Raw genomic sequence first — 23,768 nt, forward strand, 5'->3', positions numbered from 1 at the left:
CACCGAATGGCGGCTTGCGGCGGCACGAGCGTCGACGCAAACTGGAATCATGAAAGATTTCAGTGCGTCGCCCGACCTGCATGATCCGCCGACGGTATCCGAGGCCCGGCTGCTGTCGGTGCTCGACACCGCCGCCGATGGCATCATCGTCATCGACGAGCGCGCGCGCATCCTGATCTTCAACAAGGCCTGCGAGCAGATGTTCGGCATCCGCTCCGCTGAGGCGGTGGGGCAGAACGTCAAGATCGTCATGCCGCTCGAATACGCCGTCGATCACGACGAATATGTCGGCAGCTACATCCGCACCGGGGTGAAGAAGATCATCGGCATCGGCCGCGAGGTACGCGGGCGCCACGCCGACGGCACGGTGTTCCCGCTGGAGCTGTCGGTCGGCGAGGCGGCGACGCCGGACGGGCGCCAGTTCATCGGCATCCTGCGCGACCTGCGCCCGCGCAAGGAGAGCGAGCAGCGGCTCGCCGATTTGCAGAGCGAGCTGGTGCATCTGGCGCGCGTTTCCGCCATCGACGAGATGGGCGCGGCGATCGCGCACGAGCTGAACCAGCCGCTGACCGCGCTGATGCTCTATCTGCAGGCGATCCGGCGCGCGCACAGCCGCGGCGTCGACATCGTGCGCGTGACCGGCGACATCCTCGACAAGGCGGCCGGCGAGGCCGAGCGCGCCGGGCACATCATCCAGCGCATGCGCCAATTCGTGGAGAAGCGCGACCCCGAGCGGCATGTGCGCCAGCTCGACCCGCTGATCGACGAGGCGATCGACCTGACGCTGCTCGGCCAGCGCCACCGCATCCGCATCGACCGCCAGCAGGACCCCGACCTGCCGCCGGTGTCGGTCGACCCGGTGCAGATCCAGCAGATCGTCGTCAATCTCGTGCGCAATGCCATCGAGGCGGCGGCCGGGACCGGCGAACCGGCGATCCTCATCCGCACGCGGGCGATCGACGCCAGCGTGGTGCTCGAAGTGCACGACAATGGCCCGGGCATCGCGCCGGAAGCCCTCGCCAAGCTGTTCGAGGCGTTTGCTAGCTCAAAACGTCGCGGCATGGGCCTTGGCCTTGCGATTTCGCGGACGATCGCCCAGAACCATGGGGGAGATTTGCTGGTCGATCCGGGCGGCAATGGCAGGGGCGCGTGTTTCTCGCTCGTCCTGCCCGCTGCGGAGCCATCGGCCGAGATCGGGTGAAGGAGCGGGGCATGGCGCAGTTGGGAGAGGTCTTCATCGTCGACGACGATGCCGCGGTGCGCGACGCGCTCTCGCTGGTGCTGAGCCTCGAAGGCTACCATGTGCGCGGCTTCTCGGACGGCGCGGCGTTCCTCTCGGTGGCGCGCACCCACGTCCCCTCCTGCATCGTGCTCGACGTGCACATGCCCGGCCGTTCCGGCCTCGACATCCTCAAGGAGCTGGAGGCCGACCGCTACCCGGCGCCGATCTTCATCATCTCCGGCCAGGGCGACATCCCGATGGCGGTCGACGCGATCCGCCACGGCGCGCTCGACTTCATCGAGAAGCCCTTCGATGCCGATACGGTTCTGGAGCGCGTGCGCGAGGCGATCGAGGCGCACAGCCGGCGCGGCACCGCCGAGCCGAGCGACCTTCTGACCGCCCATTTCCCCGGCCACGACCTGCTCACGCCGCGCGAGCGCGAGGTGCTGGTGCAGATTGCCTCCGGGGCCTCCAACAAGGAGGCCGGGCGCAAGCTCGCCATCAGCCCGCGCACCATCGAGGTGCATCGCGCCCGCATCATGGAGAAGCTCGGCGCCAAGAATGCCGCCGATCTGGTGCGCATCGTGCTCAAGGACATGCGCGGCTGAGCCGTCAGGCCTGGGGCCGCGTCGCTCCGGGCGTCTGCCGCACCGGGGAATACCCTCTACGCATCCCTACGAATTGCTGACGAGGCCGGTCTTTTCCACTTTCGACCGTGACAAGCGGGAGAGAGTCTGTGCGGGTTCATGTGGTTGAGGACGATGCGGGGGTGAGCGATTCTCTCGCGCTTATCCTCGGAAATCTCGGACACAAGGTGATCTCCTATCCCGACGCCGAAAGCCTGTTCAAGGCCGGGCTGCCGGAAGGAGCCGACGCCGTCATCGTCGATCTCAGTCTGCCCGGCATTCCCGGCGCGCAGCTCGTGCGCTGGCTGCTCAGCCTTGCCTCGCCGCCGCGCGTGGTGGTGATCACCGGCCAGTCGCAGGGGTTCATCGACCATCAGCTGCGCGGCCTCAAGCCGACCTGGCTGGTGCGCAAGCCGCTCGACGTCGACGCGATCACCCGCGTGCTGCCGGCGGTCTAGGCTTCCCCGAGGCGTCTCCAAGTCCCCGGATATGCAGGGTTCCGGGACGGCTTCGGCCGAAATCGGACCGAAGAGTCTGATTCGCTGAAGCGGCCGAATCCCGCTCCGCTTCCGGAAAGTCCCTTACGCAGCCCACCGAACTGCGCGCTGCCCTCCGTCCCACTAACGTCGCTTCAGTTGAAGAGGTGGAACGACAGATGCGCCAGATCATCGAAGAACGAACCGGCAGCCCGACGCGTCAGCCGGCCTTTGTCGACAACCACGTCCAGAACATGCGCGTCGCCGCCCATGTCACCGTGTTGCATGAGGGCGATCCGGCCCGGCGCATCATGGAAGTGGTGGATGGCGCGGTGATGCTCACCAAGCTTCTCCCCGACGGGCGCCGTCAGGTGGTCGAACTGCTCGGTCCGGGCGATGTGTTCGGCCTTGCCTATGCCGAGGCCTATGCCTGCTCGGCCGAGACGCTGACGCCGGCCACCATCAGCACCCATGAGCGCGGCGCGCTGGAGCGCGATCCGGTTCTCGCCGCCCGCCTGCTGCGGCGCTTCGAGGCGCAGCTCTGCGTCATGCATTCCCACGCGCTCGTGCTCGGCCGTATGTCGGCGCTGGAGCGGGTGGCCTTCTTCCTGCTCCGCCTGATGCCCGAAGGCATGGTCGGCGGCACGCTGCACCTCTCGATGACGCGGCAGGAGATCGCCGACTTCCTCGGCCTGACGCTGGAGACGGTGAGCCGGGCCTTCTCCGAGCTGAAGCGGCGCGGCCTTGTCGTCCTCCAGCGCGCCGACGAGGTGCGCATCCAGGATCGCGGCAGCATGCGCCGCCTCGCCGGCGCGGTCTGAGCCAGGATCAGGATTCCCGGCGTCCCCCGCCGGGTGACGTGCCTGCCCGGAATATCCCCGTTCCGGTCTATCGACCCTCTCCGAGGACTGGCGCCCCGCTTCCCGCAGGGCGCCTTTTTCGTTTCCGGCCCCGGTTCTCATACGGCCGCCGAATGACGCGCCGCGACCGCCTGCAGCCGGTGATCGAGCGCGGCGGCGGCGAGGCGGACGAAGGGGCGGCCGACCGCCGTCATTGCGACGCGGCGGCCCTCGATGGTCAGCAGCCCGTCCGCCATCAGGTCGGCAAGGCGCGGCGCCGCGTCGGCGAGAGTGGGAGGGTCGAGGTAGACCTCTAGGTCGCACATCAGCCGCTCGATGAAGGCGCCGCGTTTGATGTCGTCGGCGGTGAAGGCGATTCCGCGCACGGTGCTGAAGCCGCCGGCGTCGATGGCCCGCTGGTAGGAGGCGGAATCCGGCGCGTTCTGGGTGAAGCCCTGCGGGAAGCGGCTGATCGCCGAGGCGCCCAGCCCGACCAGAACGTCGGCCCGGTCGGCCGTATAGCCCTGGAAGTTGCGCTTGAGCTGGCGCGCCGCGGCGGCGCGCGCCAGCGGGTCGTCCGGCCGGGCGAAGTGGTCGAGGCCGACGCCGACATAGCCATTGGCGAGCAGCACCTGGCGCGCCGCCTCGGACTGGTCCAGCCGCTCGGCCGGGCCGGGCAGGCTGGCGTCGTCGATCATCTTCTGGTTGGGGCGCATCCACGGCACATGGGCGTAGCCGAACAGCGCCAGCCGCTCGGGCGCCAGAAGGGTGGCGAGCCGGGCGGTGCGGCGCACATCGCGCTCGCTCTGGTGCGGCAGGCCATACATCAGGTCGAGATTGATCGAGGAGACGCCGGCCTCGCGCAGCAGGCCCATGGCGCGCTCCACCGTGGCGAAGGGCTGGATCCGCCCGATGGCACGCTGCACATGGGCGCTGAAATCCTGCACGCCGAGGCTCACGCGGTCGACGCCGATGGCGGCCAGCGCGTCGGCAAGCTCGGTATCGACCTCGCGCGGATCGAGCTCGAAGGCGTATTCGGCGAGATCGTCGAGGTTGAGCGCCTCGATGAGGCGCCCGCCGATACGGCGCAGCGCCACCGCGCCGAGCAGGCTCGGCGTGCCGCCTCCCCAGGCGATGTGGATGACGCGGCGGCCGCCGACGGCGGCGGCGACCGATTCGATCTCGCGTTCCAGCCGGGCGGCATAGGCCGCCACCGGCTCCGGCCGGCGCGTCGCCTTGGTGGTGCAGCCGCAATAGAAGCAGAGCGCCGGGCAGAAGGGGACGTGCAGGTAGAGCGAGAGCGTCGCGTCGGCGGGGAGCGCGCCGAGCCACGCGGCATGCTGCGCCGCCCCGACATCGCCGGCGAAATGCGGCGCGGTGGGGAAGGAGGTGTAGCGGGGGACGGCCCGCTCTGCGTGAATGAGGGCTGCACTATGCATGCAGAAGGTTTGACCCGCGCCGGCATTCGTCGCATTGATCCGGCGCAAATCCGGCGCCGTCGCGACCGCTTCGAGGTCGCGGGTGCCGCTCCATGCGACGTTCCCGCCGGTCCCGCCCGATGCCCCTGCCGCCCTTCCTCACCAAGCTCGTTCCCTCGCCGCGCCGCCTCGTCTGGTACGGCGCCACGCTGGCGCTGGCCTTTGCCGGCGGCGGGCTGTTCGCCTGGCTCGCCATGCCGGCCGGCTGGCTCTCGGGCGCGCTGGTGGTCACCGCCCTTGCCGCGCTGCTCGGCGCGCCGGTAGGTGTCGAGCCGCGCACGCGCCTCGGCGTCTACATCATCCTCGGCACCTCGATGGGCTCCAGCATCACGCCGGAGACGCTGAGCGGCATCACCACATGGCCGGTGACGATGGCGGTGCTGGTCGCCTCGGTGCCCGTCATGATGGTGGCGGTGATTTTCTATCTGGAGAAGGTCGCCGGCTGGGACCGGCGCAGCGCTTTCTTCGCCGCCGCGCCCGGGGCGCTCTCGACCGTGCTGGTCATGGCGGAGAATTCGGGCGCCGACACGCGGCGGGTGGTGTTCGGCCAGTCGCTGCGGCTGTTCGTGCTGGTGGCGCTGCTGCCGGTGGCGATGGGCGGGCTCGGCCACCAGCCGGCCGGCACGCTGCCGATCAACCCGGTGGTGCCGGACCTGTCCAGCTTCCTGCTCTCGCTCGGCGTCGGCATCGGCGGCGGGTTTCTCGCCGAGCGGGCGCGGTTTCCCGGCGGCGCGATGGTCGGCTCGATGCTGGCGAGCGGGGTGGTGCACGGGGCCGGGCTGATCGAGGGCCGGCTGCCGGATATCTTCCTCATCGTCGGCTTCGTGGTGCTGGGCGCCAATACCGGCAGCCGCTTCGCCGGCACGCGGCTGGAGACGCTGCGCCGCTTCTTCCTGGATTCGCTCGCCGCGCTGGCGATCGCCACGGCGGTCGCCTTCGCCTTCGCGCTGCTGGGCGCCTGGCTGGCCGAGGAGCCGCTGCCCAAGGTGCTTGTGGCCTATGTCCCCGGCGCGCTGGAGGCGATGACCATCATGGCCTTCGTGCTCGGCATCGATCCCGCCTTCGTGGCGGCGCATCACCTCACGCGCTTCCTCGGCCTTGCCCTGCTGATCCCGCTGCTGGCACGGCTGTTTTTCGGCCGGGCGCCGGTGCCCTCCGAGAGCGTCGAGATCGACCGGACCGAGCCGAAGGATTGAAGGCGCGGCGGTGCCGCCTATTCGGCGGCTTCCGCCCGGCGCGCGAGGGGCAGGCCGAGCCGGCCCCATACATCGGTGAGCGCGGCGGCGAGACGGGCGACCAGCACGTCGTCGTGGCAGGGGCCGGGCGTGATGCGCAGCCGCTCCGTGCCGCGCGGCACGGTGGGGTAGTTGATCGGCTGGATGTAGATTCCATGCTCGGCGAGCAGCAGGTCGCTCGCCGCCTTGCAGGCTTCCGCGTCGCCGACCATGACCGGCACGATATGCGTCTCGGTCACGATCTGCGGCAGCCCGGCGAGGTCCAGCGCGCGCTTGACCTTGGCGACCTGCGCCTGCTGGCGGGTGCGCTCGGCGGCGGAATTCTTGAGGTGGCGCACCGAGGCGGCGGCGGCGGCGGCCACGGCCGGGGGCAGGGCGGTGGTGAAGATGAAGCCCGGCGCATAGGAGCGCACCGCGTCCATCACGGCGCGCGAGCCGGAGATGTAGCCGCCCACCACGCCGAACGCCTTGCCGAGCGTGCCCTCGATCACGTCGACGCGGTGCATCACCCCGTCGCGCTCGGCGAGGCCCGCGCCGCGCGGGCCGTACATGCCGACCGCGTGCACCTCGTCGAGATAGGTCATGGCGCCGTAGCGCTCGGCGAGATCGCAGATGGCGCCGATCGGGGCGACGTCGCCATCCATGGAATAGATGCTCTCGAAGACGATCAGCTTGGGCCGGTCGCCGGCCTCGCGCAGCAGTTCTTCCAGATGGGCGAGGTCGTTGTGGCGGAACACCTTCTTGTCCCGTCCGGCCTGGCGCACGCCCTCGATCATCGAATTGTGGTTGAGCGCGTCGGACAGGATCAGACAGTCCGGGATCAGCCTCGCCAGCGTGGCGATGCCGGTCTGGTTCGATACATAGCCCGACGTGAAGACGAGCGCCGCGTCCTTGCCGTGCAGGTCGGCGAGCTCGGCCTCCAGCTCGACGATGGCATGGCTGTTGCCCGAGATGTTGCGGGTGCCGCCGGCGCCGGCGCCGGCCTGACGCGCGGTCTCGCACATCGCCTCGACCACGCTCGCATGGCAGCCCATGCCGAGATAGTCGTTGGAGCACCAGATGACGATGTCGCGCTCGCCCTGCGGCGAGTGCCAGACGGCATGCGGGAAGCGCGCGGCGTCGCGTTCGATCTCGGCGAAGGTGCGGTAGCGACGCTCGTTCCTGAGCGTGTCGACGGCATCCTGGAAGAAACGTGCGTAGTCCATGGCGCATCCCAACTCGGGCCGCCGCCCGCAAGGGGCGGGGCGCTTGATGGCACCATGAACTTTGGAGTGTTTCCGATCAACCCGGCAAAGCACGCACGCGGCGATCGGGCGCGCCTATCGGAAAGGCGCTCCGCTCACGTCTGCGCGAGCGTGCGCACCTGCGCCAGCGTCATCGGCACGGCGTCGCGCCCGTCGAAATAGACGAAGCGCAGCGTGCGGCGGCGCGAGGTCATCGCCGCCGGCAGCGGGTCGTAGCGGAACCCGCCGCCGCCCAGATGCGGCATCACCGCGCCGACATCCGTGGTCTCGCCGGTCTCCACCCGCAGCAGGCTGACGCGTGTGCCCTCCGCCGTCGTGCCGTCGAAGGGCACGCGGGCGAGGCGCAGGAAGCTGGTCGGGTCGCTGGCCGAGGCGAAGCCCTCGACGAAAGCCTTCTCGACGAGATCGAGATCGGCCTCGGCATGGGAGGGCTCCTCCGGCTCCGGCCCGTGCGGCAGATGCGGGGTCTGCCACTGCGCCGCCGGGCGCGGCGAGTGGCCGTGATTGTGCCCGTGAGAGTGAGCGTGCGATTCGGCATGGGCGTGGCTGTGCCCGCCCGCGCCGTGGTCGTGATGATGATGGTCGTGGCCGCGATGCATAGGCCGCTCCTAATTCCGTCGTCCCGGACGCAGCGCCCGGCAGGGGCGCGAAGATCCGGGACCGCGCGCCGACAGAGGCGCGTCTTATCCTGCGAGCGATCCCGGATCGGCCCGATGGGCCGTCCGGGATGACGACTGTGTACAAGCTCTCAATACGAGACCGGCTTGTCGATCATGTGCTTGTGGCTGCCGATCTTGCCATGGGCGATCATCGAGCCGAGCGCCTCCACCACGACCCGGGTGGCGAACAGGGCGGTGATGTCCGAGGTGTCGTAGGGCGGGGAGACCTCCACCACCTCAAGACCGCACAGCCCTTCGGCGGCGACGAGGCCGAGGATCTTCAGCGCCTCGCGCGGCAGGAATCCGCCCGGCTCGGGCCAGCCGGTGCCCGGCACGAAGCCGCAGTCGATGCTGTCGACGTCAAAGGAGATGTAGACCGCATCGGCGTCCTTCCACGCCAGCTCCAGCGCGATCTCGGCCGCCTTCTCCAGACCGATCTTCTCGATATCATCGATGGTCAGCACGTTGGTGCCGCGCTTCCTCGCCTCCTGCACGCCGTAGCGCGGCACCTGCCAGCCGCCGATGCCGAGCTGGACGAGGTTCTTAGGCGAGACGTTGGGAAGATTCGTCGCCCAGTACCAGGGCGTGGTGTGCATGCGCTCGTCGAGATCCTTTTCCTGGATGTCGATATGGCGGTCGAAATGGATGATGCCGATGCGCTTGGAGGTGCATTCGGCGATGCCGCGCACGCAGGGAAAGCCGATCGAGTGGTCGCCGCCCAGCATGACCGGCAGCGCGCCCGAGGAGAAGACATGGCTGACGCCGCGGCTGATCTGGTCGAAGCTCTTCTCGAGATTCGCCGGAATGGTGAACACGTCGCCGGCGTCGCACAGCGTCATCTGCTCGCGCAGATCGACACCCAGTTCGTAGTTGTAGGGCGTGTAGAGCGCGGAGATGCGGCGGATGCCCTGCGGCCCGAAGCGGGTGCCGGGGCGGTAGGTGGTGCCGGAATCAAAGGGGATGCCGAGCACGGCGGCGTCGTATTTGCCGACATCCCGCACGTTCTCGACATAGGGCGCCTTCATGAAGGTGTTGATGCCGGCGAAATGGGGAAGCTCGCCGCGCGCGAAGGTCGGGATCGACTTGTCGGTGATGGAGTCGGCGCCGGGCAGGCCCATGTCGAGCGCCCATTGCTGCTCCTTGCGCCAACCATTCTCCGAGAGCTTCTCCTCGGCCTCCAGCGCCTTCCAGCCCTGCATCCCCTTGATCTCGAAATTGGGGTGGTGGTGGCGCAGGCGCCGGGGGGCCGGGGCGAGGCCCGCATGTCGGGTGGAACGCTGAGGGGAGTGACGCATGCCGTGTCTCCGTGAGCCGAAGGGTCCTGAACGGCTTCGCGGGAGACCCCGGGCGGCATGCCGGAGGGTCTTCGCCGCGAAATGCCGCGCGAGCCTCCCGGGCTTTTGTCCCGCCGTGGACCCGGCAGGACGCGGATGAACCGCCGCCGGGCTGCCCCTCTCGGACCAGCCGCGCCGCGATCGGCGGCGCCGGAACCCTAGGGACATTTGCCGCAGGTTAGATCGGACCGCCGCCGACGGGAAGCCCTGATATGCGGCAGGCCGCGGGCCGGGCGCCGAAGATTTCGGCGCCCGGCCCGCGGCTATTTGGTGCCGAAGATGCGGTCGCCAGCGTCGCCGATGCCGGGAACGATATAGCCGTGGTCGTTGAGATGGCTGTCGACCGCCGCCGTGTAGACCTGCACGTCGGGATGGGCCTCGTGCAGCGCCTTGAGCCCTTCCGGGGCGGCGATGAGGCAGACGAACTTGATCGACTGGCAGCCCGACGCCTTGACCTCGGACACCGCCGCCACCGCCGAATTGCCGGTCGCCAGCATCGGGTCGAGCACGATGGCGGTGCGCGCGGCGATGTCGCGCGGCAGCTTGAGATAATACTCGACCGCCGCCAGCGAGACCGGGTCGCGGTAGAGGCCGACATGGCCGACGCGTGCCGCCGGCAGGATGTCCAGCATGCCTTCGAGGATGCCCCCGCCCGCGCGCAGCACCGAGACGAGGCAGAGCTTCTTTCCGGCCAGCATCGGCGCCTGCATGGTCGTCAGCGGGGTCTCGATCTCGACCAGCTCGGTCGGGATGTCGCGCGTCACCTCATAGGCGAGCAGCATGCTGATCTCGCGCAGCAACTGGCGGAACTCGTTGGCCGGCGTGCGCGAGCGGCGCATCAGCGTGAGCTTGTGCTGGATCAGCGGGTGGTCGACGACGACCGTGGTCGGCGGCAGGGCGGCGTGGGCGAGGACGGTGGGCGCGTTCATGATCGCGGCTCTCTCAGGCTCGGGGACGCGGCGTGCGGCGGCGTGCCGCCGCTCTCCTCCACGCGGAGGATAGCGCGATTTGCGATACAAGAAATGGACCATTTCGTCCGAAATTTTCGCGCCGGTCGCCGGGACCCTCTTGCGGAGCGCCCGATTTCGCGCTCACATCCGTTGCTTGCAGCACGCCGGCGACGGTGCCGGATGCAGAAGCGAGCCAGACATGTCCGTCAATGCCAATGCAGGCGGTCGTTCCCGCAACCATATCGTCCTCACCTCGCACGGCGCCTCGACCGGCGTTTCCGCCGACGCGCCGGCGCTGAACTGGGGCGCTCCCAGCGCCGCCGAGCGCGGCCCGGTGGTCGCCACCCTCACCGACCCCCAGCGGCGCAACGCCATCGGCGCCCATGCCGGTGGCTATTCGGTCTACCGGGCGCTGGCCATCGCGGCGGGCGCGCTGCCGGCCGACTTCAAGGCGGATCTGACCAACACCGCGCCCTCCGACACGGTCGGCCCGCACCCGCAATGGGGCGATCCGGCGAAAATCGTCTCGCTCGACCCCTATGGCCACGTCGCCGGCCAGGTCTTCGCGGATGCCATCGCCGCCGGGCTCGACGTGCGCCCGAGCATCGCCATCACCCGCGCCCATATCGACATGCCGGAGATCCGCGACGCCATCCGCGCCGGCCGGCTGAAGATCGACGGCGACATCATCGGCCCCAAGGGCGATGTGCGCGTCACCAAGGCGGCGATCGAGCCGGTGTGGTACCTGCCCGGCATCGCCGAGCGCTTCGGCGTCGCCGAGGGCGCGTTGCGCCGGGCGCTGTTCGAGCATACCGGTGGCATGTTCCCGGAGCTGGTGACGCGCGGCGACCTCAAGGTCTTCCTGCCGCCGATCGGCGGCATGACGCTCTACATGTTCGGCGAGCCGTCGCGGATCGGCGACGGCGTGACCCCGCTCGCCTGCCGCGTGCATGACGAGTGCAACGGCTCGGACGTGTTCTCCTCCGACATCTGCACCTGCCGGCCCTATCTCGCCCACGGCATCGAGCTGTGCGTGGAGATGGCGCAGAAGGGCGGCGTCGGCCTCGTGGTCTACAACCGCAAGGAAGGCCGCGCGCTCGGCGAGGTGACCAAGTTCCTCGTCTACAATGCCCGCAAACGGCAGGAGGGCGGCGACCTGCCGGAGACCTATTTCAAGCGCACCGAATGCGTCGCCGGCCTCCAGGACATGCGCTTCCAGGAGCTGATGCCGGACGTGTTCCACTGGCTCGGCATCTCGAAGATCGACCGCTTCGCCTCGATGAGCGACATGAAGTTCAACGCGCTGGCCCGCGCCGGCATCGAGGTGGTCGAGCGGGTGGCGATCCCCGACGATCTGATCCCCTCCGACGCCCGCGTCGAGATGGAGGCGAAGGTCTCGGCCGGCTATTACAGCGGCGGTTTCCGCAGCCAGTACGACGAGACGCAGGGGCGCGCGCTGGAGGAGTAGGGTGGCGCCCTACTCCAATGCGTCATCCCGGACATGGCGCAGCCATGAGCCGGGATCGTCTCCCGCGCGCCTTATCGCGATGCGATCCCGGATCGGGCCGCCGGCCCGTCCGGGATGACGGCCAATGGAAGTGAAGAGTACAGCATGACCCCGCCCGAACTCGCCGCCGAACTCGCCGCCTTGCGCTCGCCCGCCGCCGTTCGCGCCCGCAGCCATCGGGTGCTGGACCATGTGCGCGCGGGCCACTCGCCGCACTTCACCGTCGACGAGGCGGCGCTGGACGTCGTGGCCGATTATGTGGCGGAGGTGACGCGGCAGGACTATCCCGAACTCGACATCCCCTATCACAGCCGCTGGCGGCACTTCGACGCCGCCGGCGTCGGCCGCTGGGCGGCGCTGGAGGCCGGGCTCGTCGGCGTCGGGCGCGAGGATCTCGCGCGCATCATGATCGACCTCGCCGTGGTGAGCGTGCTGCTCGATGCGGGCGCGGGCGATGCCTGGCGCTACCGTGAGGACGCGACCGGCCTGTCGCTCGGCCGCTCCGAGGGGCTGGCGGTGGCGAGCCTTTGCATGTTCGAGGCGGGGGGCTTCTCCTCCGATCCGGCGCAGCCCCTGCGCGCCGACGCGCCGGCGCTGATCGGCCTCGATGCGGGCACGCTCGCCCGGCACTTCCAGGTGTCGGAGGACAACCCGCTGGTCGGCCTGCCCGGCCGCGTCGCCCTGCTCAACCGCCTCGGCCATGCGCTCGCCGCACGCCCGGACCTGTTCGGCAGCGCGCCGGCCCGCCCGGGCGGGCTCTACGACGCGCTCGTCCCGCAGGCGAAGATCGGCCGGCTGCCGGCCGAGCGCATCCTCGCTGCCCTGCTCGACGGGCTGTCGGCGATCTGGCCGTCCGGGCTGGAGGTGGGCGGGGTGGCGCTGGGCGATGTCGGCCGGCACCCGGCGGTGCGGGTGGCCGATCTCTCCGACCAGCTCGTGCCGTTCCACAAGCTCTCGCAGTGGCTGACCTATTCGCTGCTGGAGCCGTTCGAGGCGGCCGGCCTCGCCGTGACCGATCTCGATGCGCTGACCGCGCTGCCGGAATACCGCAATGGCGGGCTGCTGGTGGATCTCGGCGCCATCGTGCCGCGCGCGCCGGTCGATCCGGCGCAGAAGCTGCCGGTTTCCTCGGAGATGGTGGTGGAATGGCGCGCGCTCACCGTCGCGCTGATGGACCTTCTGGCCGATCGGGTGCGCGAGCGGCTGGGGCTCGACGCCTCGGAATTCCCGCTCGCCAAGCTTTTGCAGGGCGGCACCTGGACGGCGGGGCGCCGCATCGCCGCCGAGCGCCGCCCGCCCGCCGGCCCGCCCCCCATCGCCATCGACGCCGACGGCACGGTGTTCTGAGGGGCCTACCCCCTCTCCCCGTCGGGGAGAGGGTTGGGGTGAGGGGCGTACAGGTGCCATGCCCCCTCACCGACCCGCTTCGCGGGCCACCTCTCCCCAATGGGGAGAGGGAGGGCGACGGACGAGCGGCTTCTGCCTCAATCCAGCCTCGCCCCCGATGCCTTCACGATCGGCGCCCATTTGGCGACCTCGCGCCTGACGTGCTCGCCGAGCGCCTGCGGCGTCGAGCCGACCGTGACGGCGCTGAAATCGGCGAGCCGCGCCTGCACCTTCGGCGCGGCCAGCGCCTTGAGGGCGGCGGCGTTGAGCTTGTCGACGATGGCCGGCGGGGTGCCGGCGGGGGCGAACAGCGCGTTCCAGCTATAGGTCTCGTAGCCCGGCAGCGTCTCGGCGACGGCGGGCAGGTCCGGGAAGGAGGGCGCGCGGGCCAGCGTCGTCACGCCCAGAGCCTTCAGCTTGCCGCTCCTGATGTAGCCCGAGGCGGTCGGCAGGTTGTCGAACATGATCGGCACCTGACCGGAGATCACGTCGACCAGCGCGGGACCGGCGCCCTGATAGGGGATGTGCTGCATGTCGACGCCGGCCATCGACTTGAACAGCTCGCCCGAGAGATGGCCGGGCGTGCCGTTGCCGGCCGAGGCGTAGCTGTATGTGCCGGGATTGGCCTTCAGCTCGGCGATGAATTCCGCCAGCGTGTTCGCCGGAAAGCTCGGATGCACCACCAGCGCGTTCGGCACGATGACGAGAAGCGAAACCGGCGCGAAGCCGGTCACCGGGTCGTAGGGCAGGTTGCGGTAGAGCGCGGGATTGAGTGCGTGGGTCGACACCGTGCCCATCATCACCGCGTAGCCGTCGGGCGGCTGCTTGGCCAGATGCGCGGTGCCGAGGCTGCCGCCGCCCCCGCCGCGATTTTCCACCACCACCGGCTGGCCGAGCGCGGCGCCCATGCCCTCGGCGATCAGCCGGCCGACCAGATCGGTCGAGCCGCCGGCCGGGAAGGGGATGTCGAGCGTGACGGGGCGGGTCGGGAAATCCCGCGCGGCATCCGGCGCGCCCTGCTGCGCGCGAGCCGGCGACAGGGCGAGAAGCGCGGCGAGCGCCGTGGCGAAGAACAGGCGATGCATGACGAGCCCCCCTTAACGCGCGCGATGATCCGTCATCCCGGACCGGCCGCAAGGCCATATCCGGGATCGCATGGCATGATGCACGCGATTCCGGCTCTCCGCCCTTCGGGCTGCGGCCGGGATGACGGGTCGGCTCGAAGCATCGTCATCCCGGACGGCCAAAGGCCGATCCGGGATCGCTACCGGAACGGAAAACGATCCCGGAGCGACGCCGTGCGTCGTCCGGGATGAGGTGGAAGGATCAGTCGAGCTGCGCGCCGGACGCCTTCACGATCGGCGCCCATTTGGCGATTTCCTTCTTCACGTGCTCGCCCAGTTCCTCGGGCGTCGAGCCGACCGAGACCGCGCTGAAGTCGGCGAGGCGCGCCTGCACCTTGGGGTCGGCCAGCGCCTTGTTGGCGGCGGCGTTGAGCTTGGCGACCACTTCCGGCGGCGTGCCGGCCGGGGCGAAGACGGCGTTCCACGTATAGGTCTCGTAGCCCGGAACGACCTCGGCGATGGCCGGCAGGTCCGGGAAGGAGGGCGCGCGCTTGGCGGTGGTCACGCCCAGCGCCCTGAGCTTGCCGCTCTTGATGTGGCCGGAGGAGGAGGGGAGGTTGTCGAACATGATCGGCACCTGGCCGGACAGCACGTCGATCAGCGCCGGCCCGGCGCCCTGATAGGGAATGTGCTGCATGTCGACGCCGGCCATGGACTTGAACAGCTCGCCCGAGAGATGCAGCGGCGTGCCGTTGCCGGAGGAGGCGTAGGAATACTTGCCCGGCTCCTTCTTGAGCAGCGCGATCAGTTCCTCGGTGGTCTTGGCCGGGAAGTCCGGGTTCACCACCAGCACGTTCGGCACTACCACGAGCAGCGAGACCGGGGCGAAGCTGGTCACCGGGTCATAGGGCATCTTCTTGTAGAGGGTCGGGTTCAGCGCGTGGGTGGCGACCGTGCCCATCAGGATCGTGTAGCCGTCCGGGCTCGCCTTGGCGACCTGCGCGGCGCCGAGATTGCCGCCCGCGCCGCCCTTGTTCTCGACCACCACCGGCTGGCCGAGCTCGGCGCTCATGCGCTCGGCGATGAGGCGCCCGACCAGATCGGTGGAGCCGCCGGCGGCGAAGGGAATGACCAGCGTGACCGGGCGGGTGGGGAAATCCTGCGCGGCGGCCGGCGCGAGGGCCAGTACGGACGCGAGGACCGAGGCGGCGACCGGCGCGGCGGCGGCCGCGAGAAGCGTGCGGAACATGAAACGACCTCCCATGGGTGATGCGCTAACGCGCGGCGGACCTCTGCGGATCCTTGACGATGTGGCAGAGTGCGGCATCGGGGCGGTCGGCTCAATCCTTCATTGGTCGCCGCTGCGGAGCCCGGTCGTCAGCCGGCGGATTGTATGTAATTCTCGTCACGATTGTACCCGATCCGTGCAGGGTCGGTCGACGATGCCCAAATGATGGGCGCCTTCCGCACGCGGCGGGGAAGCGGTGCGGCGATGGCCGGTACTCGGCGGGGGCGGCAGGCCCGGCGGCCCGCCGTTTCTCGACTGGCATATCGCTTGCGTTCCTCCTTGCGTTCGCTTCAGCAGGGGAGCCGTGCCGCCGACATGACCAAGGGCGCCGACATCGAGCTCATCCATGTCACCAAGCGTTACGGCGCGGCCCTCGCGGTCGATGCCGTGTCGCTGAAGATTCCGGCCGGCACCTATTGCTGCCTGCTCGGCCCTTCCGGCTGCGGCAAGACCACCACGCTGCGCATGATCGCCGGCCATGAGAGCATCACCGAAGGCGATGTGCGCCTCGGGGCCACCGTGGTGACGGACCTGCCGCCGGCCCGGCGCGGCACGGCGATGATGTTCCAGAGCTACGCGCTGTTTCCCCATCTCGACATCGTCGACAATGTTGCCTTCTCGCTGAAGATGAAGGGCGAGGAGAAGGTGGCGCGCCGGGCGAAGGCGATGGACATGCTCAAGCTGGTGCAGCTCGACCATCTCGCCGAGCGGCGCCCCGCACAGCTCTCCGGCGGCCAGCAGCAGCGCGTCGCGCTCGCCCGCGCGCTGATCACCGATCCGCAGGCTCTGCTGCTCGACGAGCCGCTCTCCGCGCTCGATCCCTTCCTGAAGATCAAGGTGCGGCAGGAGCTGAAGAAGCTCCAGCTCCAGCTCGGCATCTCCTTCATCCACGTCACCCACAGCCAGGAGGAGGCGATGGCGCTCTCCGACCTCGTGGTGGTGATGAATGGCGGGCGCATCGAGCAGGCGGGAACGCCGCGCGAGGTGTTCAACCGTCCCGCCACCGCCTTCGTCGCCCGTTTCATGGGCGACCACAACGTGCTGGCGGGCCGCGTCACCGAGGTGGGCGACCATGTCGTGACCTTCGAGGTGCCCGGCGGCGCCCGCTTCCGCGCCCCGGCTGGGCCGGGGCTGGAGCCGGGGGCGCCGGTGGAGATCGCCGTGCGTACCGACCGGGTGCGGCTTGGCACCGGCGCGTTGCCCGGCTGCGGGATGACCGGCCTCGTGCAGAACATCGAGTATCACGGCCAGAAGGTGCAGGTGGCCCTCGCCGCGCCGGGTGTCGACGAGTTCTCGGTGCAGGTGCCGGAGACCGCCTTCTTCGAGGCCCCGCTCAATGTGGGCGACGCCGTGCCGATCGCCTGGACGCCGCACGACGTCCACATACTCGAGGCCTCGCCCGCGGCCTGAGCGGGCCGCCAGACTTCGTCGTTCGACTGACGCAACGCCGACCAGAAAAGCTCGGGAGACTTCAATGAGCCAGAAGATCACGGACCGCACCGGCGCAGAGGCCGGCAAGACCGCAGCCGGCAAGACTGCGCCGAAGGGCCTGAGCCGCCGTTCCGTGCTGAAGGGCGCCGCCGCGCTCGGCGGCGTGGCGGCCGGCAGCGGCGCCGTCACCGGCTTCCCCACCATCTGGGCGCAGAACCCGATCACGCTGCGCCAGTTCGGCACCGGCGTGTCGAACCTCAACGCCATCGCCGAGAAGTGCAAGGCGGACCTCGGCATCACGCTGCAGATGACCGCGCTCGATTCCGACGCCGTGTCGCAGCGCGTCGTCACCCAGGCCAACAGCTTCGACGTCGCCGACATCGAGTACTGGATCTGCAAGAAGGTGTTCCCGGCCGGCACGCTGCAGCCGATGGACGTCAAGAAGATCAAGTTCTACGACCAGATCGTGCCGATCTTCACCACCGGCAAGCTCACCCCCGAGTCCAAAATCGCGCAGGGCACCGCGCCCAACACGGTCAGCTTCGTCGAGGGCCCGGACTCCAAGAAGTTCGCGCCCGCCCCGACCCAGTGGATGACGCTGATCCCGACCATCTACAACGCCGACACGCTCGGCATCCGCCCGGATCTGGTCGGCCGCCCGATCAAGAACTGGAAGGACATTCTCGACCCGGCCTTCAAGGGCAAGACCTCGATCCTGAACATCCCGTCCATCGGCATCATGGACGCGGCGATGATCTGCGAGAGCGCCGGCATCGCGAAATATGCCGACAAGGGCAACATGACCAAGGCGGAGATCGACACCACGATCGATTTCCTCATCAAGACCAAGAAGGCCGGCCAGTTCCGCGCCTTCTGGAAGACCTTCGACGAGAGCGTGAACCTCATGGCCTCGGGCGAGGTCGTCATCCAGTCCATGTGGTCGCCGGCGGTGGCGGCGGTGCGCTCGAAGGGCATTCCGTGCGTCTACCAGCCGCTGGAAGAGGGCTACCGCGCCTGGGGCGGCGGCCTCGGCCTCGCCAAGCACCTCAAGGGCGCGCAGCTCGACGCCGCCTACGAGTACATCAACTGGTACCTGTCCGGCTGGGTCGGCGCCTATCTCAACCGGCAGGGCTACTACTCGGCCGTGCTCTCCACCGCCGAGAAGTACATGACGCCGGACGAATGGGCGTTCTGGATGCTCGGCCAGCCGGCCAAGACCGACATTCTCTCGCCGGAGGGCAAGGTGATGTACACGGTCGGCGCGGTGCGCGACGGCGGCTCCTTCAAGGAGCGCATGGGCGCGGTGGCGTGCTGGAACTCGGTGATGGACGAAGACCGCTACATGGTCCGCCGCTGGAACGAGTTCATCGCCGCGTGAGGCAACGGTGGCTGCGGGGGGCCGCCTCCGGCTCCCTCTCCCCGTCGGGGAGAGGGCTGGGGTGAGGGGCCTCTCCGGGGCCGCCGCATACTCCCCTCACCCAACCCTCTCCCCGACGGGGAGAGGGCTTTCGTCCCGGACGTTCGCTCACCGGAAGCCCCGCATGACCCTCTCCCGGATCGCTCCCTATCTGCAGGCGACGCCGCTCGCGGTGATCCTGGCGGCCTTCCTCGTGCTGCCCATCGCCACCATCGTGATGGTGAGCTTCTGGGACTACGATTCCATCCAGATATTCCCGGCCTTCGTCTTCACCAATTACGAGGAGACGATCACCTCGCCGGTGACGTGGAGCATCTACCTCAACACGCTCAAATACACCGTCATCGTCTGGGCGGTGACGCTCGTCATCGGCTTCTGGGTCGCCTACTACCTCGCCTTCCACATCCGCTCGGCGACGACGCAGATGGTGCTGTTCCTCGTCTGCACCATCCCGTTCCTGACCTCGAACATCATCCGCATGATCTCGTGGATCCCGTTCCTGGGGCGCAACGGGCTGCTCAACCAGTCGCTCATGCAGATGGGTCTCATCGACCAGCCGCTGGAGTTCCTGCTGTTCTCGGACTTCGCGGTGGTGCTCGCCATGGTGCATCTCTACACGCTGTTCATGGTGACGCCGATCTTCAACACGCTGATGCGTATCGACCGCGCGCTGATCGAGGCGGCGCGGGACGCGGGCGCGAACGCCTTCCAGATCCTCGTCAACGTCATCATCCCGCTGGCCAAGCCCGGCATCGCCATCGGCTCGATCTTCGTCGTCACGCTGGTGATGGGCGACTTCATCACCGTGCGCTTCATGTCCGGCGGCCAGTCGGCCTCGGTGGGGCTGATGATGGCGAACCAGATCGCGCTGCTGCAATACCCGGCGGCGGCGGCCAACGCGGTGATCCTGCTGGTGCTGGTGCTGCTGCTGGTCGGCGGCATCCTGCGCATCGTCAACATCCGCAAGGAGCTGTGAGATGCGGGCGGGAGCGGCGCGCCCTGTGAGCATCCTTCGAGGCCCGGCCGCTGGCCGGGCACCTCAGGATGACGTGTCTCGCATCGAACAGCTCGCCGTCATGCTGAGGTGCCGGCCGCAGGCCGGCCTCGAAGCGCGCAGAACCGTAGGCCACAGGGAGACGCAGCCATGAACTCCGAAAAGCGCGGCCCCGGCTTCTACGTGCTCACGGCCTTCTTCGTGCTGTTCGTGCTGTTCCTGTACGGGCCGATGTCGACCATCTTCATCCTGTCGTTCCAGGGACCGAATGGCGGCCTCACCTTCCCGATGAACGGCGTGTCGCTGCGCTGGTTCGAGAACCTTCTTTTCGAGCAGCAGGCGGTGGGCGATTTCGGCGGCGCCTTCGCGCGCTCGCTGGGGCTCGGCGTCATGACCATGCTGACCACGGTCGTCGTCTCGCTGCTGGCCGGCCTTGCCTTCCGCCGCCGCTTCCTCGGCTCCGGGCCGCTGTTCTATCTCACCATCGCCAGCCTGATCGTGCCCTCGATCCTGATCTCGCTCGGCATCGGCCTCGCCTTCCAGGTCGCCGGGCTGGAGCCGGCCTGGTACTCCTCCGGCTTCGGCGCCCATCTCACCTGGACGCTGCCCTTCGGCCTCCTGATCATGTTCGCGGTCTTCAACCGCTTCAATCCGGCCTATGAGGAGGCCGCGCGCGACCTCGGCGCCAGCCCGTGGCAGACCTTCGCGCATGTGGTGCTGCCGATCATCCTGCCGAGCCTGATCGGCGTCGGCCTGTTCGGCTTCACGCTCTCCTATGACGAGTTCGCCCGTACGCTGATGACGGCCGGCACCTTCAACACGCTGCCGCTCGAGATCTACGGCATGACCACCAATGTCACGACGCCGGTGCTCTATGCGCTCGGCACGGTGACGACGGTGTTCTCGATGGCCGTCATCCTCGTCTCGCTCGCGGCTATCGCCGTGCTGCGCAAGCGCCGCGCCCGCCGCATCGCCGGCTGAGCGCGGCGGCCGGCGATGCGGCCCGGGGGGGCCTCGCGGAGCGTGTTAACCCACATGGATTCCTGTCGTACGAAGCGGTAGAAGCGAAGCGGGAAAGGGGCCGGCTGGACGTCAGGAGACTTCGCTGTGCATTCGACATCGAACGAGAACCGGCTGAGCGGCGCGCTCAACGCGCTGGACGCGGTGTTGAAGGAACTCTTCTGCGTCTCCCACGCCGAATTGTGGCTCGATTCCACCACCCGCCGGCTCTGCGACCTCGACCCGGAAGGAGGCGCGGATGCGCTGGCCGATGCCTTGCCGGCGCCGATGGACGGCTCCGGCGACATCCGGACGGTGGAGGACGCCGCCATTGATCCCGAGGCCTCCGAACTCACCCGTCTCGGCCTGCGCTTTGCCGTGCGGGTGCCGCTCGGCCTGCCGGACGACCGGCGCGGGGCGCTGCTGCTGGCGGACACCGCGCCGCGCCATTTCGAGCTGGCGGACCGCCGTCGCCTCGCCGGTCTCGCCGCTGTCGCCAGCGAACTGGTGTGCCTTGCCATCGGCCACCGCCATGCCGGCGAGCGCGAGGCGCTCTACCGGCTGCTGGCCGAGAATTCCACCGACACCATCGTGCGCGGCAATCTCGACGGCGAGCGGCTCTATATCTCGCCATCGGTACGCACCCTGCTCGGCTACGAGCCGTCGGAGCTGATCGGCCGGCGGGCCATCGAGATCGTCCACCCCGACGACATCGAGGAGTTTCGCCGTTCGATGGAGGATCTGCGCGCGGGCCGCGTCGACCTTCTGGTCAGCGAGCAGCGCCAGCGCCGGCGTGACGGAAGCTGGGTCTGGCTCGAGGCGCTGATCAAGCTCACCCGCGACGCCCAGGGCCGGCCCGACGGCTATGTCGCCTCGGTGCGCGACATCTCGCGCCGCAAGGCCGCCGAGCAGCGGCTGTCGCACATCGCCTCGCACGACCTGCTGACCGGCCTGCCCAACCGCAGCGTGATGCAGGCGCGCCTCGCGCAGGAGCTTTCCCGCGCCCGGCGGCTGGGCGGGAATTTCGCCCTGATGGTGCTCGATCTCGACGGCTTCAAGCAGGTGAACGACACCTATGGCCATGAGGCTGGCGACGCGGCGCTGCGCTGCGCGGCCGAGCGCTTCCGCCGGACGCTGCGCGCCGAGGATCTGGCGGCGCGCGTCGGCGGCGACGAGTTCGTCGTCGTTCAGGGCAGCGGCGGCAGCACGGAGGGCGCGGCCCTGCTGGCCGATCGGCTGATTCGATCGATGGCCGAGCCGATCGCCATCGGCGAGCGGCGGATCGTGGTCGGCTTGAGCGTCGGCGTGGTGCTGGCGCCGGTCGAGGGGCTCGATGCCGACGCGCTGCTGCGAGCGGCCGACCAGGCGCTCTATCGCGCCAAGCAGGAAGGGCGCAACCGCCGCCATCTCGCCGAGCCTTCCGAGCTGACGGTGGCTGCGGCCGCGCTGTCGGAGAGCGGCGCGACCGCCTGAGGCCGGCGCCACGCGACGTCCCGACGCGGCCGGACCCGACGTAAACGCGTCGTTGTGATCGTCCGGGGCCGCGATGAACGCCGGCGGATTTGCTAGGATGGCGGCGCCGTCCCGAAGGGGCGGCCGTCGGCAGGCCCCGGACCGGGCGCCGACGTTTATCTGGGGAGCCCGAAAATGCGCCGCGTCCTGTTGTCCGCCGTTCTGATGCTTTCCGCCGCCGCGGCTGTCGCCCCGGCCCTGGCCCAGGAGACGCCGCGATCCACGGCCATGACCTGTGCGGCGGCGAACGCCCTCGTGCAGCAGCGCGGCGAGGTCGTGTTCGACACCGGCAACGGTCAGCTCACCCGGGTCGTCTCCAATCCCAGCCTGTGCAGCGCTGCCGACGGCGGCGTGCCACGCTGGATTCCCTCGCAGGACCAGAGCCAGTGCCTCGCCGGCTATGGCTGCGAGGAACGCGAGGGTCACGGCAACTAGCCCGCGACACGGCGCCGGCGGGCCGCATGAGCGGCTCGCGGGCGCCTGTGGGGGAGTGCGCGCGAAGCACCGGAGCGACGGTGCCGCCGGAGGCAACCGAACGCGCCGCGCCACCTGCACGCGCGCATGCGACCGCGTAAATACCTTCTGCTTGTCTCTCACATGACGCGCGAGCCGGCGGCGCGAACGAACGGCGACGATCGCACGGCGACGATCGCGTGGTCCTTGCCGTAGCGGTCATGTGCGGCCGCGACGTTGTCGAGGGAACGCGCCGCTATCCCGACAACACCCGTGAGCGGGAAGATTCGCGTGCATCCATCCGTTGGCGGATGAGGTCCGCTTGCCGGCGATAATCCAGTGTCGCCGCCGGCGTCGCGCATTTCTGCGGCACCGGATGCGCCCGCCGATAGCCTTGGCACACAACTGGCTTGCGAGGCGCCCGCCAGCGTGAATGATATGAGACCTGACCATAGGGAAGATGAAACGTGGACGTCATGCAGACACACGCCGACGCGAATGTGGGGCGGACCGGCCTGTGGAAGTTCGACGGCCGCCTGCTGGATCTGCCCTGGGGGCGCGGGCGGCTGGAAAAGATCGAACTGGAGATCGGCCTTGCCTTTTATCGGGCGGAGTTCGAGGTCGAGGAAACCTGCGTCATGCAGGCCGACCATGACACCGAGAACCAGCCTCTTGTCGGCAGCTTCATGCATCTTGTCGGGCGTTCCTTCCTGCTGACGCCGGACGGTGCCACGCATGAGGTAGGCCAGGGCAAGGCCCTGCTGTTGCGTGTGGCGCGAAACGGCACCCGCTTCCTTCTCCCGGGAGGGCAGGTCGTTCGGCATGTCGGCGTGGCGATCCACCCGGATCGGCTTGCCCAATGGTACGGCGGCGGCCTGCCCGGGAGCCTCGCATGCTTTGGCGAGGCTCCGGCCAGCGGCGCCTGCGTCCGGCTCTTTTCCATCAGCAATCGGCTGCGGCGACTGAAGTCGCTTGTCTTCACCAGCCTGCGCGATGGCCCTGCGGCGCGCATCGCGCTCGGCGGCATCTGCGCCCAGATCATGGCCGAAGCCCTCGATGCCTGCCACGCTCAGGAGGCGGCATCCAGTCTGCAGATGACACCGAGGGAGCGCTTCGCGGTCGAAGACGTGATCGCAGGCATCCGCGCGGGGGCCCAGCGGCCTCTGTCGGCGGAAGAGGCGGCGGCCGCTGCGGGGCTGACACGCAATCGCCTGCTTCATGTCTTCGCCGCGATAGCCGGACAGTCCTTCGCGGCCTTCCAGCGGACCGAACGGCTGAACCTCAGCCGTCGTCTCATCGAGGACCAAGGTTTCAACATTGGCCACGCGGCGGAAGAGGCCGGGTACAACCACGTCACCAACTTCTCGGTCGCGTATCGCCGTCAATTTGGCGAGACACCGGGCGATACCCAGCGCCGCGCTGCCAGAAGCCGCTGATCCACCGACGCTCCGGGTCGGCAAAACGCATAATTCCCTGCAAAAATCATAGGAATTAAATCTTCCCCCTCGGCGTTTCGCCTTGCATAAACTTCCCCAGGGTTTCAGCACGCCGATCCGGGCGCCGAAGGCGACGGCAACGCGGCGAATGCTGCGGGCGTAAGGCCGCAGGGCAGGGTGGGACGTGATGCGGGGGGAAATCATGCGGCCGGTTTTGA

21 protein-coding genes and 1 riboswitch are annotated in these 23,768 nt (G+C 69.1%); of the genes, 14 read left to right on the top strand and 7 right to left on the bottom strand.

The genetic code is table 11. The features are described from left to right. The first annotated feature begins 49 nt into the window (after positions 1–49). The 4 genes from GBB76_RS15380 (at position 50) to GBB76_RS15395 (ending at position 3,145) form a co-directional block, all read left to right on the top strand. Entirely contained in the window at positions 50–1,201 is a 1,152-nt protein-coding gene (locus GBB76_RS15380; protein WP_152304116.1) for a nitrogen regulation protein NR(II), read from the top strand. An 11-nt stretch (positions 1,202–1,212) separates the two neighbouring features. Then, on the top strand, positions 1,213–1,830 hold the full coding sequence (locus GBB76_RS15385; RefSeq protein ID WP_152304117.1) for a response regulator transcription factor: 618 nt from the start codon (positions 1,213–1,215) through the stop codon (positions 1,828–1,830). 140 nt (positions 1,831–1,970) lie between these two features. Next, positions 1,971–2,306 (top strand): response regulator, encoded by a 336-nt coding sequence (locus GBB76_RS15390; RefSeq protein ID WP_152304913.1) that lies wholly within the window; start codon positions 1,971–1,973, stop codon positions 2,304–2,306. Between the two features lie 197 nt (positions 2,307–2,503). Further along, the gene (locus GBB76_RS15395) at positions 2,504–3,145 is read left to right on the top strand and encodes a Crp/Fnr family transcriptional regulator (RefSeq protein WP_152304118.1); all 642 of its coding nucleotides are present in this window, start codon (positions 2,504–2,506) and stop codon (positions 3,143–3,145) included. Positions 3,146–3,282: 137 nt separating this feature from the next. Here the strand turns inward: GBB76_RS15395 and hemN are convergent, their stop codons facing one another. Beyond that, on the bottom strand, positions 3,283–4,602 hold the full coding sequence (hemN, locus tag GBB76_RS15400) for an oxygen-independent coproporphyrinogen III oxidase (protein WP_152304119.1): 1,320 nt from the start codon (positions 4,600–4,602) through the stop codon (positions 3,283–3,285). A gap of 92 nt (positions 4,603–4,694) precedes the next feature. On the opposite strand from hemN, the gene GBB76_RS15405 reads away from it, so the two are divergent. Further along, a complete protein-coding gene (locus GBB76_RS15405) occupies positions 4,695–5,837 on the top strand; it encodes an AbrB family transcriptional regulator (RefSeq protein ID WP_246668947.1) in 1,143 nt (380 codons plus the stop codon). Between the two features lie 17 nt (positions 5,838–5,854). Here the strand turns inward: GBB76_RS15405 and hemA are convergent, their stop codons facing one another. The 4 genes from hemA to upp all read right to left on the bottom strand — a co-directional run bounded on the left by hemA (position 5,855) and on the right by upp (position 10,042). Next, positions 5,855–7,081, bottom strand: coding sequence for a 5-aminolevulinate synthase (hemA, locus tag GBB76_RS15410; protein ID WP_152304120.1), 1,227 nt, complete (start codon positions 7,079–7,081; stop codon positions 5,855–5,857). 134 nt (positions 7,082–7,215) lie between these two features. After that, positions 7,216–7,719, bottom strand: coding sequence for a hypothetical protein (locus tag GBB76_RS15415; RefSeq protein ID WP_152304121.1), 504 nt, complete (start codon positions 7,717–7,719; stop codon positions 7,216–7,218). A gap of 149 nt (positions 7,720–7,868) precedes the next feature. Further along, positions 7,869–9,074 (bottom strand): agmatinase family protein, encoded by a 1,206-nt coding sequence (locus GBB76_RS15420; RefSeq protein WP_152304122.1) that lies wholly within the window; start codon positions 9,072–9,074, stop codon positions 7,869–7,871. 92 nt (positions 9,075–9,166) lie between these two features. Next, positions 9,167–9,286, bottom strand: a riboswitch (guanidine-I (ykkC/yxkD leader). A gap of 90 nt (positions 9,287–9,376) precedes the next feature. Then, complete coding sequence (upp, locus tag GBB76_RS15425; protein WP_152304123.1) at positions 9,377–10,042, bottom strand: uracil phosphoribosyltransferase; 666 nt, start codon at positions 10,040–10,042, stop codon at positions 9,377–9,379. 220 nt (positions 10,043–10,262) lie between these two features. Here upp and GBB76_RS15430 point away from each other — a divergent pair, with 220 nt between their 5' ends. Continuing rightward, positions 10,263–11,531, top strand: coding sequence for a GTP cyclohydrolase II (locus GBB76_RS15430; protein WP_152304124.1), 1,269 nt, complete (start codon positions 10,263–10,265; stop codon positions 11,529–11,531). Positions 11,532–11,675: 144 nt separating this feature from the next. Continuing rightward, entirely contained in the window at positions 11,676–12,917 is a 1,242-nt protein-coding gene (locus tag GBB76_RS15435) for a URC4/urg3 family protein (RefSeq protein WP_152304125.1), read from the top strand. Between the two features lie 137 nt (positions 12,918–13,054). Here the strand turns inward: GBB76_RS15435 and GBB76_RS15440 are convergent, their stop codons facing one another. Together GBB76_RS15440 and GBB76_RS15445 are read right to left on the bottom strand one after the other, a co-directional pair. Continuing rightward, complete coding sequence (locus tag GBB76_RS15440; protein WP_152304126.1) at positions 13,055–14,041, bottom strand: tripartite tricarboxylate transporter substrate binding protein; 987 nt, start codon at positions 14,039–14,041, stop codon at positions 13,055–13,057. Between the two features lie 241 nt (positions 14,042–14,282). Beyond that, positions 14,283–15,269, bottom strand: coding sequence for a tripartite tricarboxylate transporter substrate binding protein (locus tag GBB76_RS15445; RefSeq protein WP_152304127.1), 987 nt, complete (start codon positions 15,267–15,269; stop codon positions 14,283–14,285). 354 nt (positions 15,270–15,623) lie between these two features. Here GBB76_RS15445 and GBB76_RS15450 point away from each other — a divergent pair, with 354 nt between their 5' ends. From GBB76_RS15450 to GBB76_RS15480, 7 genes are all read left to right on the top strand, one after another. Next, positions 15,624–16,718 (top strand): ABC transporter ATP-binding protein, encoded by a 1,095-nt coding sequence (locus tag GBB76_RS15450; protein ID WP_152304128.1) that lies wholly within the window; start codon positions 15,624–15,626, stop codon positions 16,716–16,718. 64 nt (positions 16,719–16,782) lie between these two features. After that, entirely contained in the window at positions 16,783–18,117 is a 1,335-nt protein-coding gene (locus GBB76_RS15455) for a PotD/PotF family extracellular solute-binding protein (RefSeq protein WP_152304129.1), read from the top strand. Between the two features lie 163 nt (positions 18,118–18,280). Next, positions 18,281–19,132: an ABC transporter permease gene (locus GBB76_RS15460; RefSeq protein ID WP_152304130.1), complete on the top strand. Its 852-nt coding sequence runs from the start codon at positions 18,281–18,283 to the stop codon at positions 19,130–19,132. Between the two features lie 168 nt (positions 19,133–19,300). Then, positions 19,301–20,131: an ABC transporter permease gene (locus tag GBB76_RS15465; RefSeq protein WP_152304131.1), complete on the top strand. Its 831-nt coding sequence runs from the start codon at positions 19,301–19,303 to the stop codon at positions 20,129–20,131. A 126-nt stretch (positions 20,132–20,257) separates the two neighbouring features. Beyond that, complete coding sequence (locus tag GBB76_RS15470; RefSeq protein WP_152304132.1) at positions 20,258–21,622, top strand: diguanylate cyclase domain-containing protein; 1,365 nt, start codon at positions 20,258–20,260, stop codon at positions 21,620–21,622. 267 nt (positions 21,623–21,889) lie between these two features. Further along, positions 21,890–22,096: a hypothetical protein gene (locus tag GBB76_RS15475; protein WP_246668948.1), complete on the top strand. Its 207-nt coding sequence runs from the start codon at positions 21,890–21,892 to the stop codon at positions 22,094–22,096. A gap of 494 nt (positions 22,097–22,590) precedes the next feature. Further along, a complete protein-coding gene (locus tag GBB76_RS15480) occupies positions 22,591–23,550 on the top strand; it encodes a helix-turn-helix domain-containing protein (protein WP_246669133.1) in 960 nt (319 codons plus the stop codon). The last annotated feature ends 218 nt before the right edge of the window (positions 23,551–23,768 follow it).

It is taken from the genome of Ancylobacter sp. TS-1 (assembly GCF_009223885.1).
In the GTDB taxonomy this organism is placed as follows: domain Bacteria; phylum Pseudomonadota; class Alphaproteobacteria; order Rhizobiales; family Xanthobacteraceae; genus Ancylobacter.

Bases quoted from the DNA above. Each gene is read 5' to 3' on its own strand.
- GBB76_RS15465 (WP_152304131.1), top strand. From the start codon at position 19,301: ATGAACTCCGAAAAGCGCGGCCCCGGCTTCTACGTGCTCACGGCCTTC.
- GBB76_RS15395 (WP_152304118.1), top strand. From the start codon at position 2,504: ATGCGCCAGATCATCGAAGAACGAACCGGCAGCCCGACGCGTCAGCCG.
- GBB76_RS15475 (WP_246668948.1), top strand. From the start codon at position 21,890: ATGACCTGTGCGGCGGCGAACGCCCTCGTGCAGCAGCGCGGCGAGGTC.
- GBB76_RS15380 (WP_152304116.1), top strand. From the start codon at position 50: ATGAAAGATTTCAGTGCGTCGCCCGACCTGCATGATCCGCCGACGGTA.
- GBB76_RS15435 (WP_152304125.1), top strand. From the start codon at position 11,676: ATGACCCCGCCCGAACTCGCCGCCGAACTCGCCGCCTTGCGCTCGCCC.
- hemN (WP_152304119.1), bottom strand. From the start codon at position 4,602: ATGCATAGTGCAGCCCTCATTCACGCAGAGCGGGCCGTCCCCCGCTAC.
- GBB76_RS15415 (WP_152304121.1), bottom strand. From the start codon at position 7,719: ATGCATCGCGGCCACGACCATCATCATCACGACCACGGCGCGGGCGGG.
- GBB76_RS15440 (WP_152304126.1), bottom strand. From the start codon at position 14,041: ATGCATCGCCTGTTCTTCGCCACGGCGCTCGCCGCGCTTCTCGCCCTG.
- GBB76_RS15405 (WP_246668947.1), top strand. From the start codon at position 4,695: ATGCGACGTTCCCGCCGGTCCCGCCCGATGCCCCTGCCGCCCTTCCTC.
- hemA (WP_152304120.1), bottom strand. From the start codon at position 7,081: ATGGACTACGCACGTTTCTTCCAGGATGCCGTCGACACGCTCAGGAAC.
- GBB76_RS15460 (WP_152304130.1), top strand. From the start codon at position 18,281: ATGACCCTCTCCCGGATCGCTCCCTATCTGCAGGCGACGCCGCTCGCG.
- GBB76_RS15420 (WP_152304122.1), bottom strand. From the start codon at position 9,074: ATGCGTCACTCCCCTCAGCGTTCCACCCGACATGCGGGCCTCGCCCCG.
- GBB76_RS15445 (WP_152304127.1), bottom strand. From the start codon at position 15,269: ATGTTCCGCACGCTTCTCGCGGCCGCCGCCGCGCCGGTCGCCGCCTCG.
- GBB76_RS15450 (WP_152304128.1), top strand. From the start codon at position 15,624: ATGACCAAGGGCGCCGACATCGAGCTCATCCATGTCACCAAGCGTTAC.
- GBB76_RS15480 (WP_246669133.1), top strand. From the start codon at position 22,591: ATGCAGACACACGCCGACGCGAATGTGGGGCGGACCGGCCTGTGGAAG.
- GBB76_RS15385 (WP_152304117.1), top strand. From the start codon at position 1,213: ATGGCGCAGTTGGGAGAGGTCTTCATCGTCGACGACGATGCCGCGGTG.
- upp (WP_152304123.1), bottom strand. From the start codon at position 10,042: ATGAACGCGCCCACCGTCCTCGCCCACGCCGCCCTGCCGCCGACCACG.
- GBB76_RS15430 (WP_152304124.1), top strand. From the start codon at position 10,263: ATGTCCGTCAATGCCAATGCAGGCGGTCGTTCCCGCAACCATATCGTC.
- GBB76_RS15455 (WP_152304129.1), top strand. From the start codon at position 16,783: ATGAGCCAGAAGATCACGGACCGCACCGGCGCAGAGGCCGGCAAGACC.